The sequence below is a fragment of the Streptomyces sp. NPDC053513 genome, from assembly GCF_044544765.1.
In the GTDB taxonomy this organism is placed as follows: Bacteria; Actinomycetota; Actinomycetes; order Streptomycetales; family Streptomycetaceae; genus Streptomyces; species Streptomyces litmocidini.
In genome coordinates, this window is record NZ_JBITXP010000012.1 from 119,221 (window position 1) to 143,125 (window position 23,905).

General features: G+C 72.0%; 15 protein-coding genes, 1 tRNA gene and 1 pseudogene. 8 read left to right on the forward strand and 9 right to left on the reverse strand.

Annotated elements, in window-relative coordinates:
- Positions 1-91: 91 nt before the first annotated feature.
- The 5 genes from ACIGW4_RS21995 to ACIGW4_RS22015 all read right to left on the reverse strand — a co-directional run bounded on the left by ACIGW4_RS21995 (position 92) and on the right by ACIGW4_RS22015 (position 4,513).
- Positions 92-682, reverse strand: coding sequence for a 50S ribosomal protein L25/general stress protein Ctc (locus ACIGW4_RS21995; RefSeq protein ID WP_399582413.1), 591 nt, complete (start codon positions 680-682; stop codon positions 92-94).
- Positions 683-926: 244 nt separating this feature from the next.
- Positions 927-1,901: a ribose-phosphate diphosphokinase gene (locus ACIGW4_RS22000; protein ID WP_015034148.1), complete on the reverse strand. Its 975-nt coding sequence runs from the start codon at positions 1,899-1,901 to the stop codon at positions 927-929.
- A gap of 121 nt (positions 1,902-2,022) precedes the next feature.
- Entirely contained in the window at positions 2,023-3,468 is a 1,446-nt protein-coding gene (glmU, locus tag ACIGW4_RS22005) for a bifunctional UDP-N-acetylglucosamine diphosphorylase/glucosamine-1-phosphate N-acetyltransferase GlmU (protein WP_399582414.1), read from the reverse strand.
- A gap of 113 nt (positions 3,469-3,581) precedes the next feature.
- Positions 3,582-3,652: transfer RNA gene (locus ACIGW4_RS22010), tRNA-Gln, on the reverse strand.
- Between the two features lie 6 nt (positions 3,653-3,658).
- Complete coding sequence (locus tag ACIGW4_RS22015; protein WP_399582416.1) at positions 3,659-4,513, reverse strand: hypothetical protein; 855 nt, start codon at positions 4,511-4,513, stop codon at positions 3,659-3,661.
- 115 nt (positions 4,514-4,628) lie between these two features.
- On the opposite strand from ACIGW4_RS22015, the gene ACIGW4_RS22020 reads away from it, so the two are divergent.
- Positions 4,629-5,927, forward strand: a complete 1,299-nt coding sequence (locus ACIGW4_RS22020) for a sensor histidine kinase (RefSeq protein WP_399582418.1) — start codon at positions 4,629-4,631, stop codon at positions 5,925-5,927.
- Here the strand turns inward: ACIGW4_RS22020 and ACIGW4_RS22025 are convergent.
- Together ACIGW4_RS22025 and ACIGW4_RS22030 are read right to left on the reverse strand one after the other, a co-directional pair.
- Entirely contained in the window at positions 5,924-6,415 is a 492-nt protein-coding gene (locus ACIGW4_RS22025; RefSeq protein WP_123459160.1) for an SUKH-3 domain-containing protein, read from the reverse strand. The genes ACIGW4_RS22020 and ACIGW4_RS22025 overlap by 4 nt on opposite strands.
- Positions 6,416-6,424: 9 nt before the next feature.
- Positions 6,425-6,937: a YwqJ-related putative deaminase gene (locus ACIGW4_RS22030; RefSeq protein WP_123459161.1), complete on the reverse strand. Its 513-nt coding sequence runs from the start codon at positions 6,935-6,937 to the stop codon at positions 6,425-6,427.
- Between the two features lie 278 nt (positions 6,938-7,215).
- Here ACIGW4_RS22030 and ACIGW4_RS22035 point away from each other — a divergent pair, with 278 nt between their 5' ends.
- The 4 genes from ACIGW4_RS22035 (at position 7,216) to ACIGW4_RS22050 (ending at position 12,757) form a co-directional block, all read left to right on the forward strand.
- Positions 7,216-8,214 (forward strand): SMI1/KNR4 family protein, encoded by a 999-nt coding sequence (locus ACIGW4_RS22035; protein WP_123459288.1) that lies wholly within the window; start codon positions 7,216-7,218, stop codon positions 8,212-8,214.
- Between the two features lie 7 nt (positions 8,215-8,221).
- Entirely contained in the window at positions 8,222-10,984 is a 2,763-nt protein-coding gene (locus tag ACIGW4_RS22040; protein ID WP_399582420.1) for an SUKH-4 family immunity protein, read from the forward strand.
- Positions 10,985-11,115: 131 nt separating this feature from the next.
- Positions 11,116-12,105 carry a cellulose-binding protein gene (locus tag ACIGW4_RS22045; RefSeq protein WP_398712325.1) on the forward strand — a complete coding sequence of 330 codons (990 nt, stop codon included), beginning with the start codon at positions 11,116-11,118 and terminating at the stop codon, positions 12,103-12,105.
- A gap of 271 nt (positions 12,106-12,376) precedes the next feature.
- A complete protein-coding gene (locus tag ACIGW4_RS22050; protein ID WP_359587857.1) occupies positions 12,377-12,757 on the forward strand; it encodes a VOC family protein in 381 nt (126 codons plus the stop codon).
- 118 nt (positions 12,758-12,875) lie between these two features.
- On the opposite strand, the gene ACIGW4_RS22055 is transcribed toward ACIGW4_RS22050, so the two are convergent.
- Together ACIGW4_RS22055 and ACIGW4_RS22060 are read right to left on the reverse strand one after the other, a co-directional pair.
- On the reverse strand, positions 12,876-14,417 hold the full coding sequence (locus ACIGW4_RS22055) for an MFS transporter (RefSeq protein WP_399582423.1): 1,542 nt from the start codon (positions 14,415-14,417) through the stop codon (positions 12,876-12,878).
- Between the two features lie 48 nt (positions 14,418-14,465).
- A pseudogene (locus tag ACIGW4_RS22060) lies at positions 14,466-16,174 on the reverse strand (IS200/IS605 family accessory protein TnpB-related protein).
- A 268-nt stretch (positions 16,175-16,442) separates the two neighbouring features.
- Between ACIGW4_RS22060 and ACIGW4_RS22065 the strand changes: the two are divergent.
- The 3 genes from ACIGW4_RS22065 to mfd all read left to right on the forward strand — a co-directional run bounded on the left by ACIGW4_RS22065 (position 16,443) and on the right by mfd (position 23,900).
- Positions 16,443-17,231 carry an ABC transporter ATP-binding protein gene (locus ACIGW4_RS22065; protein ID WP_123459163.1) on the forward strand — a complete coding sequence of 263 codons (789 nt, stop codon included), beginning with the start codon at positions 16,443-16,445 and terminating at the stop codon, positions 17,229-17,231.
- Entirely contained in the window at positions 17,228-19,810 is a 2,583-nt protein-coding gene (locus ACIGW4_RS22070) for an ABC transporter permease (RefSeq protein ID WP_399582425.1), read from the forward strand. Before ACIGW4_RS22065 ends, ACIGW4_RS22070 begins: the two co-directional genes overlap by 4 nt.
- Positions 19,811-20,369: 559 nt before the next feature.
- Entirely contained in the window at positions 20,370-23,900 is a 3,531-nt protein-coding gene (gene mfd, locus ACIGW4_RS22075; RefSeq protein WP_123459165.1) for a transcription-repair coupling factor, read from the forward strand.
- Positions 23,901-23,905: the final 5 nt, after the last annotated feature.

Here is a 23,905-nt window from a genome sequence, read left to right on the forward strand (position 1 = left end):
GTGCGTCAGGTCTCCTCGTATCCGTACAAGAGAAACGGGGTGACGGGCCCGAACGGCCCATCACCCCGTCACGTCAGACAGAGCCTACGGCTCAGGCCTCGGCGCCCTCGGCCTCACCCTCGGCCTCGGCGGCCGGCTCCTCGGCCTGCGCGGCCAGGACCTGGAGGACCACGGCGTCGGCGTCGGTGACCAGGGTCACGCCGTTCGGAAGGGCGACGTCCTTCGCGAGGACGGAGGCACCGGCCTCCAGGCCCTCGACGGAGACCGTGAAGGCCTCGGGAAGGTGGGTGGCCTCGGCCTCGACCGACAGGGTCGACAGGACGTGCTCCAGCAGGTTGCCACCGGCGGCGAGCTCACCCTCGGCCTGGACCGGAACCTCGACGGTGACCTTCTCGCCGCGCTTCACCAGGAGCAGGTCGACGTGGATCAGGAAGCCCTTGATGGCGTCACGCTGGACGGCCTTCGGGATCGCCAGCTCGTTGGTGCCGTCGATGTCCAGCGAGAGCAGGACGTTCGGCGTACGCAGCGCGAGACCGAGGTCGTGGGCCGGGAGGGTGACGTGGATCGGGTCCGAACCGTGGCCGTAGACGACGGCGGGAACCTTGGCGTCACGACGGATGGCACGGGCGGCGCCCTTGCCGAACTCGGTGCGGACGGAAGCGGCGAGCTTGACCTCGGACATGGTGCACTCCTCGTAGAAGGTGACGAAAAAAGTGGTCACCCGGCCACGACTGGCGATGGCCTGCTACGAAGAGCGCGTCGATAACGGACCGCCGAGACCCACTCACGGGTACGGCCTCCCTCGCCGAGCAACTACGGCAGTCTACCCGCCGCCCCCGGCCCGCCCAAATGGATCAAGCCGACCGAACGCGGAAGGGCCGCCTCCCCCGAACGGGGAAAACGGCCCACCCTCACACCTGTGAAGCTCAGTGCTCCTCGAAGAGGCTCGTCACCGAACCGTCCTCGAACACCTCGCGCACCGCACGCGCGATCGTCGGAGCGATCGACAGCACCGTGATCTTGTCCAGCTCCAGCGCACCCGGCACCGGCAGCGTGTCCGTGAACACGAACTCGCTCACCTTGGAGTTCTTCAGCCGGTCCGCCGCCGGACCCGACAGGATGCCGTGCGTCGCCGTCACGATGACGTCCTCCGCACCGTGCGCGAACAGCGCGTCCGCCGCCGCACAGATCGTGCCGCCCGTGTCGACCATATCGTCCACCAGGACACACACACGGCCCTTCACGTCACCGACGACCTCGTGCACCGTCACCTGGTTGGCGACGTCCTTGTCACGACGCTTGTGCACGATCGCCAGCGGCGCGTCCAGACGGTCGCACCAGCGGTCGGCGACCCGCACACGACCCGCGTCCGGAGAGACGATCGTCAGCTTCGAACGGTCGACCTTCGCACCCACGTAGTCCGCCAGCACCGGCAGCGCCGACAGGTGATCCACCGGACCGTCGAAGAAGCCCTGGATCTGGTCCGTGTGCAGGTCCACCGTCAGGATCCGGTCCGCACCCGCCGTCTTCAGCAGATCCGCCACCAGGCGCGCCGAGATCGGCTCACGACCACGGTGCTTCTTGTCCTGACGGGCATAGCCGTACGACGGGATGATCACGGTGATGCTCCGGGCGGAAGCCCGCTTCAGAGCATCGATCATGATCAGCTGCTCCATGATCCACTTGTTGATCGGAGCCGTGTGGCTCTGGATCAGGAAGCAGTCCGCGCCACGCGCCGACTCCTGGAAGCGGACGTAGATCTCACCGTTGGCGAAGTCGAACGCCTTGGTCGGAACGAGACCGACGCCCAGCTGGTGCGCGACCTCCTCGGCCAGCTCGGGGTGGGCGCGGCCGGAGAAGAGCATCAACTTCTTCTCGCCGGTCGTCTTGATCCCGGTCACAGCACTGTCTCCTCAGACGTGTTCCCTGGCCGCGATCCCGCGCCTTCCGAGCGCATGTGCGTGCCAGCCGAATTTGTGTGCACGTATCACGGTACGCCGAGTTCGACGTACCTGTTTCCGGTCAGCTTTCGCCGGCGGACTCCTCAGCGGCGGCCTGAGCGGCCTGCGCGGCAGCACTGCCGGGCCGCTTCCGGGCCACCCAACCCTCGATATTCCGCTGCTGGCCCCGGGCCACGGCGAGCGAACCGGCCGGCACGTCCTTCGTGATCACGGACCCCGCGGCGGTGTAGGCCCCGTCCCCGATGGTGATGGGAGCCACAAACATGTTGTCCGAACCCGTACGGCAGTGAGACCCGATCGTGGTGTGGTGCTTCGCCTCACCGTCGTAGTTCACGAAGACACTCGCCGCACCGATGTTCGAGTACTCGCCGATCGTCGCGTCACCCACATACGACAGGTGCGGCACCTTCGTACCCTCACCGATCGTCGCGTTCTTCATCTCGACGTACGTACCGGCCTTCGACTTCTTCCCCAGGTTCGTCCCCGGACGGAGATACGCGTACGGACCCACGGAAGCACCCTCACCCACGGAGGCCGAGAAGGCCACCGTGTTGTCCACCCGGGCACCCTTGCCCACGGTGACGTCCGTCAGCCGCGTGTTCGGCCCCACCACCGCGTCCTCGGCGACGTGCGTCGCACCGTGCAACTGCGTACCCGGCAGGATCACCGCGTCCGCCTCGAACGTCACCGTCACGTCCACGAACACGGAAGCCGGATCCACCACCGTCACGCCGGCCATCATCGCCCGCTCCAGCAGCCGCTGGTTCAGCAGCGCACGGGCCTCGGCGAGCTGCACGCGGTTGTTGATCCCCAGGATCTCGCGGTGGTCCCCGGCTACGGAGGCGCCGACCCGGTGACCCGCCCCGCGCAGAATCGACAGCACGTCGGTGAGGTACTCCTCACCCTGGCTGTTGTCCGTCCGCAGCTGCCTGATCGCCTCCGCCAGCAGCTTCCCGTCGAACGCGAACACACCCGAGTTGATCTCACGGATCGCGAGCTGCTCCGCCGAGGCGTCCTTGTGCTCGACGATCTCCGTCACGGCCCCGTCGGCGTCCCGCACGATCCGCCCGTACCCCGTGGAGTCCGGCACCTCGGCGGTCAGCACGGTCACGGCGTTGCGGTCGGCGGCATGCGTGTCCGCGAGCGCCTTCAGCGTCCCCCCGGACAGCAGCGGAGTGTCGCCACACACCACGACGACGGTCCCCTCGGGCACCTCGACGAGCTCCTCCAGCGCCATCCGCACCGCGTGCCCGGTGCCGTTCTGCTGCTCCTGGACGGCGGTCCGGGTACCGGGGTAGTACGCGTCGAGGTGCTCCTTCACGAGCTCACGGGCGTGCCCGACGACCACGACGAGGTGCTCGGGCTCCAGCTCCCGGGCGGCGGACACGACGTGCCCGACGAGCGAACGCCCGGCGATCTCGTGCAGGACCTTGGGGGTCTTCGACTTCATGCGGGTGCCCTCACCCGCTGCGAGGACGACGACGGCTGCCGGGCGGTTGGCGCTCACGGGAATGCCCTTCGGCTTTGGGTGGTGGACCCACGAAGGATACCGGGGGGCAAGGAGGCGGACATGAGTGCGGGTCCTGACCGTGATGGTCAGGACCCGAATTGAGCATGCTGCTCCCGGGGGAGGACTCGAACCCCCATGATCAGAACCAAAATCTGACGTCTTGCCCTTAGACGACCCGGGATTACCGCTATGTCCGATTCTTTCGAGTCGGCGCGGATGCCGCCCCTACTATGCCGTACCAAGACCCCTCGATGCGACGGTACAAGTCTGCGCCTTGTAGGACGCGTACCGACAGGCAGCCGTGATAGTCGGCTCCGACGTTCTTCCGGTTGGTCTTCGGGTTGTGCTTCTTCACGGAGGTCTTGCCGAACTGCTCTGGCGTCGCGCCTGCGACATCAGCCCAGTAGGCCTCGACGGCGGCAACATCAGCCGTCTCGTGAACCTGGACGAAGAAGCGGAGGCGGTTCTCGGGTACGCCTACGAGGCGCAGCCATCGGAGGAAGAGACGGATCATGTCCGGGTCGCTGTTCACGAACGTGATCCGCTCGTGGGGCCTGGGCTTGGCCCCCTCGGCCCAATAAAGGGCCACCCCCAGCAGGAAGAGCTCGCGATCCGAGAGGTATCCGATCTCTGCAGCGGCCGCCGCCGTCGCGCGCTGGCGGTCCTCATTGCTGAGGCGCTGCCTCGGTGTCCGATCCCGCTTGGCGATCTCCGGCGCTTTCTTCCGTGCGCTCGGCTTCGGGAGGTCTCGTACCCACAGCGAGATCGAGCTCTTCGAGCAGCCCAGCTCGACCTGGATCTGGTCGTAGGTCATCCCCTGGAGGCGCAGCTCGCGGGCGCGGTCGCGGAGGTCGTCCTTGGCGTTCGGGCGTTTCGTCCACTCCGGCGGTGGCTCGCCCTTCACCAGGCGGTGGAGGAGGTCGTTGTTGTAGATCTTCAGGTGGTCGCGGATCTGGCGGAGGCTGAGGCCCTCGCGGCGTAGGGCGACGGCCTGTTTCCGTAGGCCGTCGAAGTCCGCGTACCGGTTCATCTCGGCTGTCATACGAACACCATCGTCCGGAATGCGGACGTCCGGGTCGAAGGTTCGGGCGATTCAACTGTTCGAGGGACTGGTGTTCATCGCGTTGACGGTAGGGGCCGCCCGTAGGGTGGTGGGTATGACCACAACGGGGGCAGACCGGGACGCCGCGGGCGTCGGGACTTGGTGGTGGTGGGGGAGACGGCGGAGCGCCGTGCTGGACGGGGCGCTCGCGCTCGTGTCCGCGTTGGAGTGTGCCGTCGAGGGCGTCGGGTTCGCAGGCAAGGCGTCGTTGCCGGTGCCCGTGGGGGTGGTGTTCGGGCTGCTCGTGGGGTCCGTGCTGCTCGTGCGGCGTCGCTGGCCGATCGCCGTGGTGCTCGTGTCGATCGCCGTCGCGCCCGCCGAGATGGGCTTCCTGATGGGGATCGTCGGGCTGTACTCGCTCGCCGCTTCCGAGGTGCCCCGGCGGATCACGGCCGTGCTGGCGGGGATGTCGACGCTCGCGGTGTTCGTCGTGACCGTGGTGCGGATGCGGCAGGACGTCGCCCAGGACATCGATCCGAGTGGCTGGTACGTGCCGAGCGTGTCGCTCTTCATGACGCTCGGGCTCAACGCGCCTCCGGTGCTCTTCGGCCTCTACATAGGGGCGCGGCGCCGTCTGATGGAGAGCCTGCGGGAGCGGGCGGACAGTCTGGAGCAGGAGCTGTCGCTGCTGGCGGACCGGGCGGAGCAGCGGGCGCAGTGGGCGCGGCAGGAGGAGCGGACGCGGATCGCGCGGGAGATGCACGACGTGGTGGCGCACCGGGTGTCGTTGATGGTGGTGCACGCGGCGGCGTTGCAGGCGGTGGCGTTGAAGGATCCGCAGAAGGCGGTGAGGAACGCGGCGCTGGTGGGGGACATGGGGCGGCAGGCGTTGACGGAGTTGCGGGAGATGTTGGGGGTGCTGCGGGAGGGGGCGGTTCCCGTGGCTCCCGCCGCTGTGCCTCTCGCTGCGGTCGGGCGGGCCGCTGCCGCCGCTGCTGAGGCGGCTGCCGAGGACGGGCCGTGTCTGGACGCCTTGGAGGCGTTGTGCGAGCAGTCGCGGCTGGCGGGGGCGGCGGTGGAGCTGGTGGTGACGGGGGAGGCGCGTCCGTATGCCCCGGAGGTGGAGCGGACGGCGTACCGGGTGGTGCAGGAGGCGTTGACGAACGTCCACAAGCACGCGTCGGGTGCGGAGGTCGTGGTGCGGTTGGCGCACCGGGAGGCCGAGGTCGCGATGCAGGTGGAGAACGGGCCGTCGGACGGGTCGGCGGCGGACGTGGGGCTGCCGAGCGGTGGGAACGGGCTCGTGGGGATGCGTGAGCGGGTGGTGCGGCTCGGGGGTGTGTTCGTGTCGGGGCCGACGGATGCGGGGGGTTTCAGGGTGTCGGCGGTGTTGCCGACCCTGTCGGTGGGTTAGCCGGCGGTGAGGCGGGTCGGCTGGGCCCCTGTGATGAGGGTCGACAGGGCCGTGTCGATGTCCTTGCCGAGGTACCAGTCGCCGGCGTGGTCGAGGCTGTAGACGCGGCCTTCGGCGTCCATGGCGAGGACGGCCTGGTGGTCGCCTTCTTCGCCGAGGGGGGCGATCTCGGTGTCCAGGGCGCGGCCGAGGTCGGCGAGGGTGCGGGAGAGGTGGAGTCCGGCGAGGGGGTCGAAGCGGACGGCGGCGGGTGCTATCTGTCGGCCGTGGCCGGGTGCGGTGATCCGCAGGCCGCCGAATTCGGCCCAGGCTTCGACGGCGGCGGGGAAGACGCTGTGCCGGTGGCCGGCGGGGGAGACGTGGGCGCGCAGGGTGTCGGCCCATTCTTCGGCGAGTTTGATGTCCCAGCGGCCGGGTTGCCAGCCGGCCTCGCGGAGGGCGGCGTCGACGTTGACCGGGAAGCGGGTGGTGCTGAGGTGGTCGGGCATGGGGTGCGGTCAGCCGTTCTCGACGGGTGTGGTGGGGTCGACGGCGCGGACGCCGAAGTGGGCGAGCATGGCCGTACAGGAGCGGCAGGGTGCGGCGTAGCTGCCGTGGAGGGGGTCGCCGTCCTCGCGGATGCGGCGGGCGGTGATTTTGGCCTGTTTGAGGGAGCGGCGGGCTTCGCCGTGGGTGAGGGGTTTGCGCTGGGCGCGCTTGGAGCGGTTGTTCTCGGTGGCGGTGAGGTGCCGGGAGAGCAGGATGGCTTCGGGGCAGCGGCCGGTGAAGCGTTCCCGCTGGCTGCTGGTGAGGGTGTCGAGGAAGTCCTGGACGAGGGGGTGCAGGGCGGGGGGCCGGTCGCCGCGGCCCGCGGTGCACGTGAGGGTTTCGCCGCGGACGGAGAGGGCGGCTCCCACGGTGGGGAGGATTCCGTCGCGGCGGTGGCGCAGGGAGGGTGCGCGGGTGGTCTCGGCGCTGCTGCTCCAGTTGAGGCGTGGGTCACCCTGTGTGGGCGTTGTTGCTGCGTACATGGTGTCGGTCTTCCCCTCCTGCAATCCCCCGAGTTGCGTGGACAGCCTGCCAAATAGGGAGCCATATGGGGAAGCTGGGGCGGTGAAACGCGGCTTCGGTGTGTCGGAATCATGGTGCGGTTGTCATGGCGTCGTGACAGTTGGTCACTCTCGGTCGCGGAGGGATCGGGTCCGGTTCGGGCTCTTGTGGCAGCGCATAGGCTGTGCGGCATCAGTCGGCCGCAGCCGTCGGCTGTCGGTAGCAAGCAGTCAGCGACGCCATGCAGGGGGCAACCGCCATGACGACAGGTCGGCTCGGGCAGGACACCGCGCCACCGAACGCGGCCTACGCCGGGCAGGTCGTGCATTTCCCGGATCCGGTCCGCGCGTCCCGTCACCCCAGAGGGGTACGGGTGGACGAGCGTGGTTACCCGGACTTCTCGCCGTACGCGCGTGCGGCGGCGGAGATCGCCGATCCGCCGGAGGGTTTCGGTGTCGACGAGCTGCGGCTGACGGACTACGTGTCGGCGAACGCGGCGCTGGCGGCGACGGGGCATGAGTTGTGGGACACGATTCCGTCGGTGGCGACCCCGCACGGCTGGACGTGGCATCACGTGGTGGGTTCGCGGCGGATGGAGCTGGTGCCGGTCGAGGTGAAGGCGCTGCTGCGGCATCACGGCGGGGTGGCGACGGCCGCGGTGGACCAGTCGAAGCGGGGGACGCGTCCGCTGCAGGAGACCCGTCCGGTGCACTTCGGGCTGCCGAAGGGCCGGGTGTCGGTGTCGGAGCTGCAGTTGCAGGGCGTGGAGGAGGATCTCGGCTATCGGCTGCCGGGGGCGTACCGCTCGTTCCTGAAGGCGGCGGGCGGGTGTGCTCCGGTGGGGGCGGCGCTCGACGCGGAGCTGGGCGTCCTGGTGGATCAGCCGTTCTTCACGGTGCGGGAGGAGGCGGGGGTCAATGACCTCGTGTACGTCAACAAGTGTCTCCGTGACCATCTGACGAAGGACTATCTGGGCGTCGCTTTCGTCCAGGGCGGTCTGATCGCGTTGAAGGTGCGGGGTGCGGCGGTCGGTTCGGTGTGGTTCTGCGCGTACGACGACGCGCGGGATTCCGGCGAGGTGGCGGCCGGTTGGACGGTGAACGAGCGGGTGGAGCGGCTGCTGCTGCCCTGCGGCGCGGACTTCGACGCGTTCCTCGGGCGTCTGGCGGGCAATCCGCCGGAGCTGGAGACGGTGGCGAACCTGATGGTGGACGGTGGCTTCGCGCGTGCCGTGCCCGTGGTCCCGGTGGGGGAGTGAGCTGGCTGTGGTGACGTTCGCGCAGGCGCAGGAGCGCGCCGAGGAGTGGATCAACGGCGATCTGCCGGGGTACCAGCACCGTGAGGTGCGGGTGCGGGAGTTCGAGCTGGGCTTCGTGGTGTGGGCGGAGGACCGTGAGGGCGGTCCGACGTCGGACGGCGGGCGTCAGCGGCTCGTGATCGCGCGCACCGGTGAGGCGACGCTGTGGCCGGGGCTGCCGGTGGGTGAGGTGATCCGGCGGTACGAGGAGGAGTACGGGGCGACGGACGAGGTTCCGGCGCAGGCGGCGGTGCCGGCGGCGCGGATCGATCTGAACCAGACGTCGTTCCTGTTGAGTCCGCCGGAGTGGTTGCAGGACGCGGCGGACAAGATCGGGTTGCCGAGGGAGGAGTCGCACGCCTCGCAGGAGGGCGTGAGCGCGTCGGAGCCGGTGGACGACACGTCGGACGGGGTGGGGGTGGCGGAGTCTTCGGCTTCGGTGGCTTCTTCCGCTTCCTCTGTTTCTTCCGCTTCTTCTGCTTCTTCCGCGTCCTCCGTCCTGACGGACTCGTCGGCGCCGGTGACGGGGGCGGCGTCGGGATCGGCATCGGCATCGGCGACCGGGTCGGTGTCGTCGTCGGCGGCCGGGGCGGCGTCCGAGGAGGCTTCGGGGGCCGCGACGGCTCCGGTTCCGGCCGCGGAGCCCGTGCCGGCGGCCGTCGAGCCCGCGCCGGCCGTCGAGCCCGCGCCGGCTCCCGTTCCGGACGGCGACGCGTACGAGCCGACGGCGATGGACGGTGTCCCGGCGTCGGGTCCGGCCGCGTCGAGCCCCGCGGCGCCGCCGCCCGCCCCGCCCGCGCCGCCGGTCGTGCCCCCGGCTCCGCCCGCCCCCACGCCCCCTCCCGCGCCGTCCAGCCCGTGGGTGGACGCGAACGCGAGTTCCGGTGGTGCGGACGGGGCGGTGCCGCTGCCCGCGACCGTGTTCGCGCCGCCGCTGTCGGGGACGGACGACGAGGACGCCCCGCCGCCGTCGGTGGGCGCGGACGCGCCGACCGCCCTGATGAAGGGCGGCAGCGCGCTGCCGCCGACCGCGATCGCCCCCCGTCTGGACCCGGCGGCGCCGGCCCCGGGCGCGGTTCCGGCCGCCCCGCCGTCGCCGCCCGCGCCCGCGCCGGTGCCTTCGCCGGCTCCGGCGCAGGCCGGGCCGGGTGCGCCGCTTCCGCCGCCCGCGCCCTCGGCGCCGGGTGCCGGGGACATCGCGGACGCCGCGACGAGCAAGGCCACCCCGCCGCCGAAGGCCGGGCGCGGTCCGACGCCGCCTCCGCCGCCGGGGGCTCCGGGCGTGCCGGGGGCCTCGTCGGGCGGCAACGCGTACATTCCCACGCAGCTGGTGTCGCAGCTCGGTCCCGAGGGGCTCCAGCCGCCGGGCCCGCCCGGTCCGCCCGGTGCTCCCGCGCAGCCGGGCCCGCCCGGTCCGCCGCCTCCGCCGGCCGCTCCGGGTCCCGTGACGCCGCCGCAGCCGGTGCACCACGCGGCGACGATGCTGGCGCATCCGAACCAGGGCGGTCCGGGCGCGCCTCCGCCGCCCCCGCCGCCGCCGGGTGTGCCCGGTGGTACGCCCGCGGGCGGCATCGCGCACGCCGCGACGATGCTGGCGCACCCCGGTCCGGGCGGTCTGGGGACTCCGCCGCCTCCGCCCGCTCCGGCGCCGCCGGTCGGCGGGCCCACGCCGCCGCCCGCGCCCGGTCCCGTGCCGGGGGCGCCCGTCCCGGGGGCTCCCGTGCCTCCGCCGGCGTACGGCTATCCGCATCCGGCGGGTCAGCCGACGGTCGGTCCGGGCTATCAGGCGGTGCTGCGGTATCGGGCGCCGGACGGTTCGGAGGCGCAGATCATCCGGCGTTCGGCGCCGGGCACCCCGCATCCGGAGTGGCAGATCCTGCACGAGCTGCGCGCGCTGAACGTGCCGCCGCAGCAGGTGCTGGAGCTCCACACGGAGCTGGAGTCCTGTGAGCTGCCGGGTGGTTACTGCGCGCGGATGATCCGGGAGACGTGGCCGCAGGCGCGGATCACGAGCATCGCCCCGTACGGCCGTGATCACGCGGGCCGACAGCAGGGGATGCGTCAACTCCTGACCCATCAGGGCGAGTTGCACCAGGTCGCGGACGGTCCGGCACGTCCGGCTCCGGTACGGGCGCCGCTGCCGCAGGTGCAGCCGGCGCCGCCGATCCCCCCGGAGGGGATCGCGCAGGAGCTGGCGGGCGCGTTCGGTCCGGGGATCCTCCGCTTCGACCAGCGGGCGGTGTCCCGGCAGGGCGTGCCGGAGATCGTGGCGCGCACGCTGGTGTGGGCGGGCCTTCCGGCGGACTTCGGTCCGTTCTTCTGGGCGCAGCCGGCGGTGCCGGTGGTGCCGACGCTGGCGGAGCTGGCGGCGCAGCGGCAGGTGCAGGCGGCGCCGGACGCGAGCTCGTACCTGGTGCTCGGTTCGGACTTCGGCCGGGCGATCTGCGTCCAGTACGGGACCGCGCACATCGTGGCGGTGCCGGTGGAGGCCGGTCCGGGCGGGCAGCCGGTGCCGCCGCAGTTCGTGAACACGGGGCTGCCGGAGTTCACGCGGTCGATGGCGCTGCTGGGCCGGATGTGGCGGCTGCGGTTCGGGTTGAACCCGGAGCAGGCGGGTCGCTGGACGGTCGATTTCCAGGCGCAGCTGGCGATGCTGGACCCGGCGGCGCTGTCGTCGCCGGAGAACTGGTGGTCGGTGCTGCTCGAGCAGATGTGGGACGGTCTGCTGTAGCGCAGGGGAGTCGGAATGTGACGAAGGGCGCTCGACGTGTGGCCACGTTGGGCGCCTTTTGTCCGTTCTGATGCCGCATTCTTTATGGGTCGGGCTTTACGGGTCGGGACCAGGGAGAAGGGGCGTCAGGGATGAGTTTCGCCGTCGGGCGGGGGCGCGGGTACCGCCCCGAGCAGGTCGACCGCCACGTCGCCGCACTCGAACGGGACCGCGACGCCGCCTGGGAGCGGGCGGCGCGGCTGACGGTCCTCGCGAAGGAGATGGAGACGGAGGCCGCCGGGCTCCGCCTGGCCGTCAAGCAGCTCGCCCCGCAGCGGTACGAGTCCCTCGGCGAGACCGCGCAGAAGATCCTGGAGCTGGCCGAGCGGGAGGACGAGCGGCTCGTACGGGATGCCGAGGCGGAGGCGCAGGCCCTCGCGGAGTCCGCCGAGCAGGCGGCCCGGGAGGTGACGGAGGCCGCCGGGGCGTACGCGGAGGAGGTCAGGTCGACGGCGGACGCGGAGGCCCGGGCGACCCTGGAGGAGGCCCGCGCGCGGGCCGAGGAGATGGTGGCGATCGCCCGCCGGGACGCCGAGGGCGCCCGGGAGGCCGCGCGGGAGGCCTTCGAGGAGACCGAGCGCCGGGCGGAGGCGCTGCTCGCGGCGCAGCGGGAGGAGCAGCGGACCGTACGGGCCGAGGCGGAGCGTGCGGCCGAGGCGGAGGCGGCGGCCCTGGACGCCCGCCACGAGGAGCAGATCGCGGCGGCGCAGGCGGGGCTCGCGGAGACGCAGCGGGCCCTGGCCGAGACGGAGGAGCAGGCCCGGCACGGCCAGGAGGACGCCGAGGCGCGTGCGGCGGAGCTGCTCGCCGAGGCCAGGATGAAGGCGGAGCGGATCGAGCGCGAGACGGAGCGGGTGCTGCGGGAGCACGAGGAGGCCCGGGACGAGATCCACTCCCACATGGAGCACATCCGCAACTCGCTGGCGGCGCTGACGGGCCGCCCGACCGCACCGGAACGGGCCGAGGAGAAGCCCGAGTCGAAGGAGACCGAAGGCGCGCAGGGCGCCGGGGACTCTGAGGGCGCCAGGGACTCCGAGGGTGCCGGGGACTCCGAGGGCGCCAGGGGCTCCGAGGACGCGTAGGGCTTCGGGGGGCCGAGGGTGCCGGGGGCTCCGAGGGCGCCAGGGGCTCCGAGGACGCGTAGGGCTTCGGGGGGCCGAGGGTGCCGGGGGCTCCGAGGGCGCCAGGGGCTCCGAGGACGCGTAGGGCTTCGGGGGGCCGAGGGTGCCGGGGGCTCCGAGGACGCCAGGGGCTCCGAGGACGCCGAGGTGCCGGGGACGGGCCCGGGGCTCCGGGGTGCTCGGGCGCCAAGGGTTCTTGGGGCTCCGAGAGGGCCGACTAGGCTCCCGCCCCATGATCATGAGACTGACGGCGATCACGCTCGACTGCGCCGACCCGATGGCCCTGGCCGCCTTCTACCACCGGGCCACCGGCATCCCGCTCGCCGACCGGTCCGACGGCGAGTTCGCGGGGCTGCGCGGCGCGGACGGCTTCTTCCTCGGCTTCCAGCGCGTCGACGGCTACCGCCCCCCGTCCTGGCCGGGCCAGGAGGTCCCGCAGCAGCTGCACCTCGACTTCGACGTCGACGACCTGGACGAGGCCACGGCCCGTCTCGTGGAGTGGGGCGCGACCGTCCCGGACGTCCAGCCCCGACCGGACCTGTGGCGGGTCCTCCTGGACCCGGCGGGACACCCGTTCTGCCTGACGATCCCGCGCGGGCCCCGCGAGGAGTAGAGCGTCGCGTACGTGTCGGGGTCCAAGGCCTGCTCCTTCGGGCGGGGTGACCCCATCGTCGGGTCCGGGGCGCCGCCCGGGCACGGGGGCGCGTGCTCATCTCCGGGCGGGCGCGTACTCAGTCGGCCGGGTCCCGGCGGGGCGCCCCCTGGTCCTCCTCCTTCAGGACCGGGAAGCGGCGGGGGGCCAGCGTGAGGAGGGCCAGGAGGGCGAGGGCCGCCGCTGCCGCCGCGCCCAGGTAGACCCGGTCCACCGCCGCGTCGACCGCGCGGCGGGTCTCGTCGGTGGCGGCCAGAGAGCGGGCCAGCGTGTCGAGGTCCGTGCCGGCGCCGAGGCGGGCGGCGAGGACGCCGTTCGCGACGGCGCCGAAGAGCGCGGCGCCGACGCTCTGGCCGACCTGGCGGCAGAAGAGGACGGAGGCGGTGGTCGTGCCGCGTTCCTCGTACGGGACGGTCGACTGCACGCCGACGATCAGGGGCAGTTGGAAGAGGCCCAGGGAGCCGCCGAGGAGCAGCATCAGGAGCGCGGGCTGCCAGGGTTCGCCGGGGAACGGCAGGAACGGGAACGCGAGCAGCAGCAGCAGGGCGAGCGAGATGCCCAGGATCGCGGTGAGGCGGAAGCCGATGCGGGTGTAGACCCGGTTGGAGAGCGCGGCCGTGGTGGGCCAGCTCAGGGTCCACGAGGACAGGACGAAGCCGGCGGCGATCGGGCCGAGGCCGAGGACGGACTGCGCGTACGTGGGCAGGAAGACCGTCGGGGCGACCATGAGCAGGCCGAGGGCGCCGAGGGAGAGGTTGACGGCGGCTATCGTGCGGCGGCGCCAGACCCAGCCGGGGATGATCGGTTCGGCCGCGCGCCGCTCGACGGCGACGGTCAGGGCGGCGAGGACGGCGGCGCCGCCGAGGAGACCGAGGGACGGGGCGGAGAGCCAGGGCCAGGCGACGCCGCCCTGGACGAGCGCGGTGACGAGCACGGAGCCGGTGGCGAAGATGGCGAGTGCTCCGGCCCAGTCGATCCGGACGCGCGCGCGGGGCGCGGTGCGGGCGGGTTCCCGCAGGTGGCGGCCGATGAGCCAGAGGGCGATCAGGCCGACGGGCAGGTTGACGAGGAAGATCCAGCGCCAGTCGGCGTAGCTGGCGAACAGGCCGCCGAGGGCCGGTCCGGCGACGGAGGAGGCGGCCCACACGGAGGACAGCTTCGCCTGGATTTTGGGGCGTTCCTTCAGGGGGTAAAGGTCGGCGGCGATGGTCTGGACGGTGCCCTGGAGGGCGCCGCCGCCGAGGCCCTGGACGACGCGGAAGGCGATCAGGGAGGCCATGTTCCAGGCGGCGGCGCAGAGCAGGGAGCCGGCGAGGAAGAGGACGGTCCCGGCGATGAGGACGGGCTTGCGGCCGAAGGTGTCGCTGAGCTTGCCGTACACGGGCAGGGTGACCGTGACGGCGAGCAGGTAGCCGGAGAAGAGCCAGGAGAAGACGGAGAGTCCGCCGAGGTCGCCGACGATCTGGGGGACGGCGGTGGACACGATCGTGCCGTCGAGGGCGGCGAGCCCCATGGCGAGCATGAGGGCGGCGACAACGGGTCCGCGGCGGGGGTTCGGCGCGGCGGGGGCGGTCACCGGGGCGGGGTCGGATCCGGCCCGGGCGGTCGACGGCTCTGTCACCGCGCACCTTTCCTTTCTTCGTACACCTAAATGGGCGCGGACAGGGTCTCACTCGGCCCCTGGGTGGAGGAACCGTTTCTCAAAACTGAGCGGGAGTGGGTCCTGTTGCCAGGGCTCGTGCTCAGTCGAACGTCCCGAACGGTGTTGGACGCTCTGGTCGCCCGCGTTCGTTCCGCGTCCGGGCGGCGCGGATCGGGTCCGTGGTCCGGGGATGCGGTGGCGGGGTTCCTCACGCCTGAGGGTGCCTGGTCCGGCCTGGACGGTCCGATGCCCTGCACGATCTTCCCCAAGCTCTCAACTTCGTTCGAGCAGGGGAGACCCCATCGGTCGTGTGGGGGCGGTGCCGTCCGTCGCCGGATCGGGTGTCCTTGGGCGCGTCTTCCGATGGCCACGGCGGCAGCATCGTGGCGGGTGGTCTTACGGGTGGGGCTGGTGAGGGGTTCCTGCCAGTGCTGGGCGCCCCAGCGGCTGGTGTAGGCGGGGTCGACGGCGATGACCGCGATACCGGTGGCGACGGCCATGGAAGTGAGCCGGGCTCGGAGTCTGCTGGTGGGCATGCCGGAGACGAGCTGCCGGAAGCGGCGCTTGCGGCCGTGTTTCTCCCTGGTCTTCTCGGCCGCGAAGTCGAGGTCTTCGACGGCGATCGCGCGGACGCGGCAGGTTTGTGCCCAGTGCAGGAGTCGGGTGAGGGCGTGGCGGACCTGCGCGTCGCGGTAGCCCGCCGACCCGGTCAGGTCGTAGGGAAAGCGGCGGGGGTGGCCTACGGGGTTCCCGTGGGGATCAAGACGCCAGGCGGCGAGGTGATCGGCGTTCATGTCCACGCCGATCACCCCGTCGGCCAGTGCTGTGGCCAGGAGGACGGTGGGAGCCACCGGAGTCTGCCAGGACGCGGTGAGGTACCAGCGGCCACGAGCCACGTCGTAGTGGATGCGGTACGCGACCGCCCCGTTCGCCTCGACTCGGTCGGCCCACTTCCCGCCCCGGTGCGCGAACCGCACGCGGACGGGAAGCGCGTACCGGCCGCGCGGGGCGTTCGCCAGGTGCTTGAGCGGGGTGGGGAGCTTGATGCTCACTTCGCCATCAGGGCTGACGCGGATGGTGTCGTTGCCGTATCGCTTCCCGGCCTCCCCGTCCGCCTGGCAGAACCAGCGCTCGGCCTCCCACCGTGCCCGCCACTCCGCCTCGGTCAGCCGGGCGGCCTCAAGGTTGTGCCGTGAGCGGGCGAGCCGTTTCCCGCCGCGTACCACGCGGACGCGACCGGCAGCCGCGTCCGCCTGGGCAGCGGCCAACCGGTCCTCCAGCACACGCAGTCGCCGCGACTTCGCGTGCCATTCCTGCCGGGTGTGGTACCCGCCGGGTGCCTTCTTCGCCCCCTTCGTGCCGATCGGCAGCGACAGGCGGTGCCGGATCATCCGGATCCCGGCCTCAAGGCCCCGGAGATGTGCCGCCTGGCAGCGTCGGGCCAGGGCCCACTGATGGTGCGTGGCCTTCGTGAGGGCTCCGGCCCAGCGTGACGACGACAGAGGTGTCAGTTCCCGCTTCCGGGCTGCCCACGTGTCCTTTGAATGTGCCATACCCTCGGCGCAGCGGACCTTGAGGTCCTTGGATGCGAGCGCACCCAGAAGCGCCCCCACCTCCCGAAGGACCTTCTCGTCCTCCGGCCTCAGGCCCTTGAGTCGCGTGCGGATCGCCACACCCGACGGTCCGGGGACCACGAACGCAGGCGCGATCGCCCGCAGGGGTGCGGTGGGCTTCATGGTGTCGACTCTGCCACCCCGAGTCGTACAAATATGCAGACATCGCATGAGCGCACCGGAACAAGTGACAAATCGAACTCATGCCCCCTCTCCTGTGTCTGGCCATGTTCCCCCTCGGCCAGCCGGCCCCCATCGAACGGATGAGAACCCCTAGGGGCGCCTCCCCCATGCGGCCCAGGGGTCGTTGGTACCGGCGGAGGAGGTGAAGTGCCGTGCCCGCTTCTTAACTTGAACTTACAAACCCACCCATCGCTCCAAGGAGAAATCCGTGACTTCGGCTGTGACCATCCCCAGGCACGGGGGTACTGGCGAGGGGACGGCCGTCGCGGCGCGGGCGCGGCAGGTCGTCAAGGCGTACGGCTCGGGGGAGACCCGGGTCGTCGCCCTCGACTCCGTCGACGTGGACATCGCCCGCGGCAGGTTCACCGCGATCATGGGGCCCTCGGGCTCCGGCAAGTCGACCCTGATGCACTGCCTCGCCGGGCTCGACACCGTCACCAGCGGGCAGATCTTCCTCGACGAGACCGAGATCACCGGCCTCAAGGACAAGAAGCTCACCCGGCTGCGCCGGGACCGGATCGGCTTCGTCTTCCAGGCGTTCAACCTGCTGCCCACCCTGAACGCCCTGGAGAACATCACGCTGCCGATGGACATCGCCGGGCGGAAGCCGGACGCCGAGTGGCTGCGGCGGGTCGTCGACACCGTCGGGCTCGGTGAGCGGCTCAAGCACCGTCCCACCGAGCTCTCCGGCGGCCAGCAGCAGCGCGTCGCCGTGGCCCGCGCGCTCGCCGCCCGGCCCGAGATCATCTTCGGTGACGAGCCGACCGGAAACCTCGACTCGCGGGCCGGTGCCGAGGTCCTCGGCTTCCTCCGCGCGTCCGTGGACGAGCTGGGGCAGACGATCGTCATGGTCACCCACGACCCCGTCGCCGCCTCCTACGCGGACCGGGTGCTCTACCTCGCCGACGGGCGGATCGTGGACGAGATGGAGCGGCCCACCGCCGACGCCGTCCTCGACCGCATGAAGGACTTCGACGCGCGTGGGCGGACGTCATGACCGTCCTCAAGACCTCGCTGCGCAACTTCTTCGCGCACAAGGGCCGCATGGCGCTCTCCGCCGTCGCCGTCCTGCTCTCCGTCGCCTTCGTCAGTGGGACGCTCGTCTTCACCGACACCATGAACACGACGTTCGACAAGCTCTTCGCGTCGACCGCCTCCGACGTCACCGTCAGCCCCAAGGGCGCGGCGGGGAACGACGAGACGCCGCAGTCCGGCCGCCCGGAGGCCCTCCCCGCCTCCCTCGTCGAGCGGGTGCGGAAGGTCGAGGGCGTCAAGGACGCGCAGGGCTCGGTCACCTCCCTGAGCGTGACCGTCGTCGACGCGCGGAACGAGAACGTCGGCCCGACCGGCGGCGCGCCGACCATCGCCGTCAACTGGAGCCCGTACGAGCTGCGTTCGGTGGAACTGGCCTCCGGCCACGAGCCGCGCGGGCCCACCGACGTCGTCGTCGACGCCGGCACCGCCGAGAAGCACCACCTGAGGATCGGCGACACCCTGCGCACGATCGCCGTCACCGGCGACCACACCGCGAGGATCTCCGGCATCGTCGAGTTCAAGGTCACCAACCCCGGCGCCACCGTCGTCTACTTCGACACCGCCACCGCGCAGCGCGAACTCCTCGGCAAGGAAGGCCTGTTCACCCAGGTCATGGTCGACGCCGAGCCCGGTGTCGGCGACGACGTCCTCAAGAAGGACGTGGCCGCCGCCCTCGGTGCCGACGCGAAGGACTACAAGCTGCACACCGCCGCCGAGGTCGCCGACGCGGGCCGCGAGGACATCGCCGGCTTCCTCGACGTCATGAAGTACGCCATGCTCGGCTTCGCCGGGATCGCCTTCCTCGTCGGCATCTTCCTCATCGTCAACACCTTCTCCATGCTGGTCGCCCAGCGGACCCGCGAGATCGGTCTCATGCGGGCCATCGGCGCCGACCGCCGGCAGGTGAACCGTTCCGTCCTCGTCGAGGCGCTCCTCCTCGGCCTCGTCGGCTCGGTCGCCGGTGTCGCCGCGGGCGTCGGCCTCGCCGTCGGACTCATGAAGATCATGTCCTCGATGGGCATGGAGCTCTCCACCCGCGACCTCACCGTGGCGTGGACGACGCCGGCCGTCGGCCTCGCCCTCGGCATCGTCGTCACCGTCCTCGCCGCCTACGTCCCGGCCCGCCGCGCCGGGAAGGTCTCCCCGATGGCGGCCCTCCGCGACGCGGGCACCCCCGCCGACGGCAAGGCCGGGCGGGTACGGGGCGCGATCGGGACCGTCCTCACCGGCGCCGGAGCGGCCGCCCTGGTCGCGGCGGCCCGCGCCGCCGAGGCCGGCCCCGGCTCCCTCTGGCTCGGCCTCGGAGTCGTCCTCACCCTCCTCGGCTTCGTCGTCGTCGGCCCGCTCCTCGCCGGCGGGGTCGTCCGCGCCCTCGGCGTCGTCGTCCTGCGGATCTTCGGCCCCGTCGGCCGCATGGCCGAGCGCAACGCGCTGCGCAACCCGCGCCGCACCGGCGCCACCGCCGCCGCCCTGATGATCGGGCTCGCGCTCGTCGCCGGGCTCTCGGTGGTCGGCTCCTCGATGGTCGCCTCGGCCACCGAGGAGCTGGACCGCTCCGTCGGCGCCGACTTCATCGTGCGGTCCGGCACGGGACAGCCGATCGTGCCGCAGGCGCAGGCGGCCCTGGAGAGGACGCCCGGCCTGGACCACGTCACCGAGTACAAGTGGGTCGACGCGAGGATCACCGACCCGCGGGGGAAGACCACGAAGGCCGGCCTGGCCGCCACCGACCCCACGTACCTGAAGGACCTGCGGCGCGAGACCACCGCCGGCACCCTCGCCGACGCGTACGGCAAGGACGCCATGTCCGTCGGCAGCGACTACGCCGCCGAACACGGCGTCAAGGTCGGCGACGTCCTCACCGTCGCCCTCACGGGCGGCGACACGGTGAAGCTGAAGGTCGCGGCGATCACGGCCGACACCGGGCAGGTCGACAAGGGCGCGATGTACACCGACGTCTCCACCGTCGTCCGCCACCTGCCCGCCGAGCGGGTGCCGAACAGCCTGCTCGTCCTCGCCAGCGCGAAGGACGGCCGGGAGACCGCCGCGTACGAGGCCCTCAAGGACGCGCTCGCGCCGTACCCGCAGTACAAGGTGAGCAACCAGGCCGACTACAAGGAGGAGCTGCAGAACCAGGTCGGACAGCTGCTCGACATCGTGTACGGGCTCCTCGCCCTGGCGATCGTCGTCGCCGTCCTCGGCGTCGTGAACACCCTGGCGCTCTCGGTGGTCGAACGGACCCGCGAGATCGGCCTCATGCGGGCCATCGGCCTCTCCCGCCGGCAGCTGCGCCGCATGATCCGCCTGGAGTCGGTCGTCATCGCCCTCTTCGGCGCGCTCCTCGGCCTGGGCCTGGGCATGGGCTGGGGCACGGCGGCCCAGAAGCTCCTGGCCCTGGAGGGCCTCGGGGTCCTGGAGATCCCCTGGCCGACGATCGTGACGGTCTTCGTCGGCTCGGCGTTCGTGGGGCTCTTCGCGGCGCTGGTCCCGGCGTTTCGGGCGGGGCGGATGAATGTGCTGGGGGCGATCGCGAGCGAGTAGCCCCCTGGGCCGAGGCCCCCGCCGCGGGCGGGCCCACCGGGGGCGCCCCGCCGCTGTGGGCACCGCCCCGCCGGGGCGGTGCCCCCGCCCCCGTTGCGGGCTGCACCCGCCGGGCAGTGCCCACCCCCGCGCCCCCGTTGTGGGCAGTCGTTCCGCTGGGGCGGAACGGGTGGGCACAACGGACCCGCGCCCTGCCGGCGCCAGAGGCTGTCGCGCCCTGACCCGCACCCCTTGGTGCACCGATCCCGTGGTGCGGGTTCAGGCGCGGGACGCGGAGGCGCCGCTAAGGGCGCCGTCCCGTGTGCCCACCCGTCCCGCCCCAGCGGGACGATTGCCCACACGGGGGTGGGCGAGGGCACTGCCCCGCAGGGCGCGGCCCGTACGGGCAGGGGGCGCCGCCCAGCACGGGCGCGGGGTGTGTAGCGGGCGCGGGTGTCCGAGGGGCGTCGTAGGCTGGGGGCGACCGGGTCCCCAGGGGCCCGGGACCACCCGGCCCGTGTGACGTGTCGGGCTGTTCGCGTTGCCCGCCCCCGTCGTCCGAACCCGGGATGGAAGCTTCATGAGCCTGCACGGTCTGCTCGATGTCGTCGTCAAGGACGCCGCCCTCGCCGAGGCGGTGAAGGCCGCCGCCGACGGGAACCGCCCGCACGTGGACCTGGTCGGTCCGGCGGCCGCGCGACCGTTCGCCGTGGCGGCGCTCGCCCGGGACTCGGGGCGGCCGGTGCTCGCGGTGACGGCGACCGGCCGGGAGGCCGAAGACCTCGCCGCCGCGCTGCGGTCGCTGCTCGATCCGGACACGGTCGTCGAGTACCCCTCCTGGGAGACCCTGCCGCACGAGCGGCTCTCCCCCCGCTCCGACACCGTCGGGCGCCGGCTCGCCGTGCTGCGCCGCCTCGCGCACCCCCGCGACGACGACCCCGCCGCCGGGCCCGTCTCCGTCGTCGTCGCGCCCATCCGGTCCGTGCTCCAGCCGCAGGTCAAGGGGCTGGGGGATCTGGAGCCGGTGGCGCTGCGCTCCGGCCAGACCGCCGACCTGAACGAGGTCGTCGAGGGGCTCGCCGCCGCCGCGTACTCCCGCGTCGAGCTCGTCGAGAAGCGCGGCGAGTTCGCGGTCCGCGGCGGCATCCTGGACGTCTTCCCGCCGACCGAGGAGCACCCGCTCCGGATCGAGTTCTGGGGCGACGACGTCGAGGAGATCCGGTACTTCAAGGTCGCCGACCAGCGTTCGCTCGAAGTCGCCGAGCACGGGCTGTGGGCGCCGCCCTGCCGTGAGCTGCTGCTGACCGACGAGGTGCGGGAGCGGGCCGCCGCGCTCGCCGAGGAGCACCCCGAACTGGGCGAGCTGCTCGGCAAGATCGCCGAGGGGATCGCCGTCGAGGGCATGGAGTCCCTCGCGCCCGTCCTCGTCGACGACATGGAGCTCCTGCTCGACGTCCTGCCCAAGGGGGCCATGGCCGTCGTCTGCGACCCGGAGCGGGTGCGGACCCGGGCCGCCGACCTCGTCGCCACCAGCCAGGAGTTCCTCCAGGCGTCCTGGGCCGCCACCGCCGGCGGCGGCGAGGCCCCGATCGACGTCGGCGCGGCCTCCCTGTGGGGGATCGCGGACGTCCGGGACCGGGCGGCCGAGCTGGGCATGGCCTGGTGGTCGGTGTCGCCGTTCGCGGCGGACGTCGACGAGAGCGCCGACACGCTCACCCTCGGGATGCACGCCCCCGAGTCGTACCGCGGCGACACCGCCCGCGCGCTCGCCGACACCAAGGGCTGGCTGGCCGACGGCTGGCGGACGGTGTACGTGACGGAGGCGCACGGTCCCGCGTCCCGTACGGTCGAGGTCCTCGGCGGCGAGGGCATCGCCGCCCGCCTCGACGCGGACCTGTCCGAGATCTCGCCGTCCGTGGTGCACGTGGCGTGCGGCTCCATCGACCACGGCTTCGTCGACCCGGCGCTCAGGCTGGCGGTGCTGACGGAGACCGACCTGTCGGGGCAGAAGGCGGCCGGCAAGGACGGGCAGCGGATGCCCGCCAAGCGCCGCAAGACGATCGATCCGCTGACCCTGGAGGTCGGCGACTACATCGTGCACGAGCAGCACGGCGTCGGCCGCTACATCGAGATGGTGCAGCGGACCGTGCAGGGCGCGACCCGCGAGTACCTCCTCGTCGAGTACGCGCCGGCGAAGCGCGGCCAGCCCGGCGACCGGCTGTACATCCCGACCGACCAGCTGGAGCAGGTCACCAAGTACGTGGGCGGCGAGGCGCCGACGCTGCACCGGCTCGGCGGCGCGGACTGGACGAAGACGAAGCAGCGCGCGAAGAAGGCCGTCAAGGAGATCGCGGCCGACCTGATCAAGCTGTACAGCGCCCGCATGGCGGCGCCCGGGCACGCCTTCGGCCCGGACACGCCCTGGCAGCGGGAGTTGGAGGACGCCTTCCCGTACGCGGAGACGCCCGACCAGCTGTCCACCATCGCCGAGGTGAAGGAGGACATGGAGAAGACCGTTCCCATGGACCGTCTGATCTGCGGCGACGTCGGTTACGGCAAGACGGAGATCGCGGTGCGGGCGGCCTTCAAGGCCGTCCAGGACGGCAAGCAGGTCGCGGTGCTCGTGCCGACGACGCTGCTCGTGCAGCAGCACTTCGGCACGTTCAGCGAGCGGTACTCGCAGTTCCCGGTGAAGGTGCGGGCGCTGTCGCGGTTCCAGTCGGAGAGCGAGTCGAAGGCGACGATGGAGGGGCTGCGGGAGGGCTCGGTCGACGTCGTCATCGGCACCCACCGCCTCTTCTCCTCCGAGACGAAGTTCAAGGACCTGGGCCTGGTCATCGTCGACGAGGAGCAGCGCTTCGGCGTCGAGCACAAGGAGCAGCTGAAGAAGCTCCGGGCCAACGTCGACGTCCTGACGATGTCCGCCACGCCGATCCCGCGCACCCTGGAGATGGCGGTGACGGGCATCCGCGAGATGTCGACGATCACGACGCCCCCCGAGGAGCGGCACCCCGTCCTCACCTTCGTCGGGCCGTACGAGGAGAAGCAGATCGGCGCCGCGATCCGGCGCGAACTCCTGCGCGAGGGCCAGGTCTTCTACATCCACAACCGGGTGGACTCGATCGACCGGGCGGCCGCCCGGCTGCGCGAGATCGTCCCGGAGGCGCGGATCGCGACGGCGCACGGCCAGATGTCGGAGCAGGCCCTGGAGCAGGTCGTCGTCGACTTCTGGGAGAAGAAGTTCGACGTGCTCGTCTCGACGACGATCGTCGAGTCCGGCATCGACATCTCCAACGCCAACACCCTGATCGTCGAGCGCGGCGACAACTTCGGCCTCAGCCAGCTCCACCAGCTGCGCGGCCGTGTGGGACGAGGGCGGGAGCGCGGGTACGCGTACTTCCTGTACCCGCCGGAGAAGCCGCTCACGGAGACCGCGCACGAGCGGCTCGCGACGATCGCCCAGCACACCGAGATGGGCGCCGGCATGTACGTCGCCATGAAGGACCTGGAGATCCGCGGCGCGGGCAACCTGCTCGGCGGCGAGCAGTCCGGTCACATCGCGGGCGTCGGCTTCGACCTGTACGTACGAATGGTCGGCGAGGCGGTCGCCGACTACCGGGCGCAGATGGAGGGCGGCGCCGAGGAGGAGGCCCCGCTGGAGGTGAAGATCGAGCTCCCGGTCGACGCCCACGTGCCGCACGACTACGCGCCGGGGGAGCGGCTGCGGCTCCAGGCCTACCGCGCGATCGCCTCGGCGAACTCGGAGGAGGACATCAGGGCCGTGCGCGAGGAGCTCGCCGACCGGTACGGCAAGCTGCCCGAGCCGGTGGAGAACCTGCTCCTCGTGGCGGGCCTGCGGATGCTGGCGCGTGCCTGCGGCGTCGGCGAGATCGTCCTCCAGGGCTCCAACATCCGCTTCGCGCCGGTGGAGTTGCGCGAGTCGCAGGAGCTGCGGCTCAAGCGCCTCCACCCGAAGTCGGTCGTCAAGCCGGCCGTCCACCAGATCCTGGTGCCGCGCCCGACGACCGGCAAGATCGGCGGGAAGCCGGTGGTGGGCCGGGAACTCCTCGCGTGGACGGGCGAGTTCCTGACGACGATCCTCGGGGGCTGAGGGCG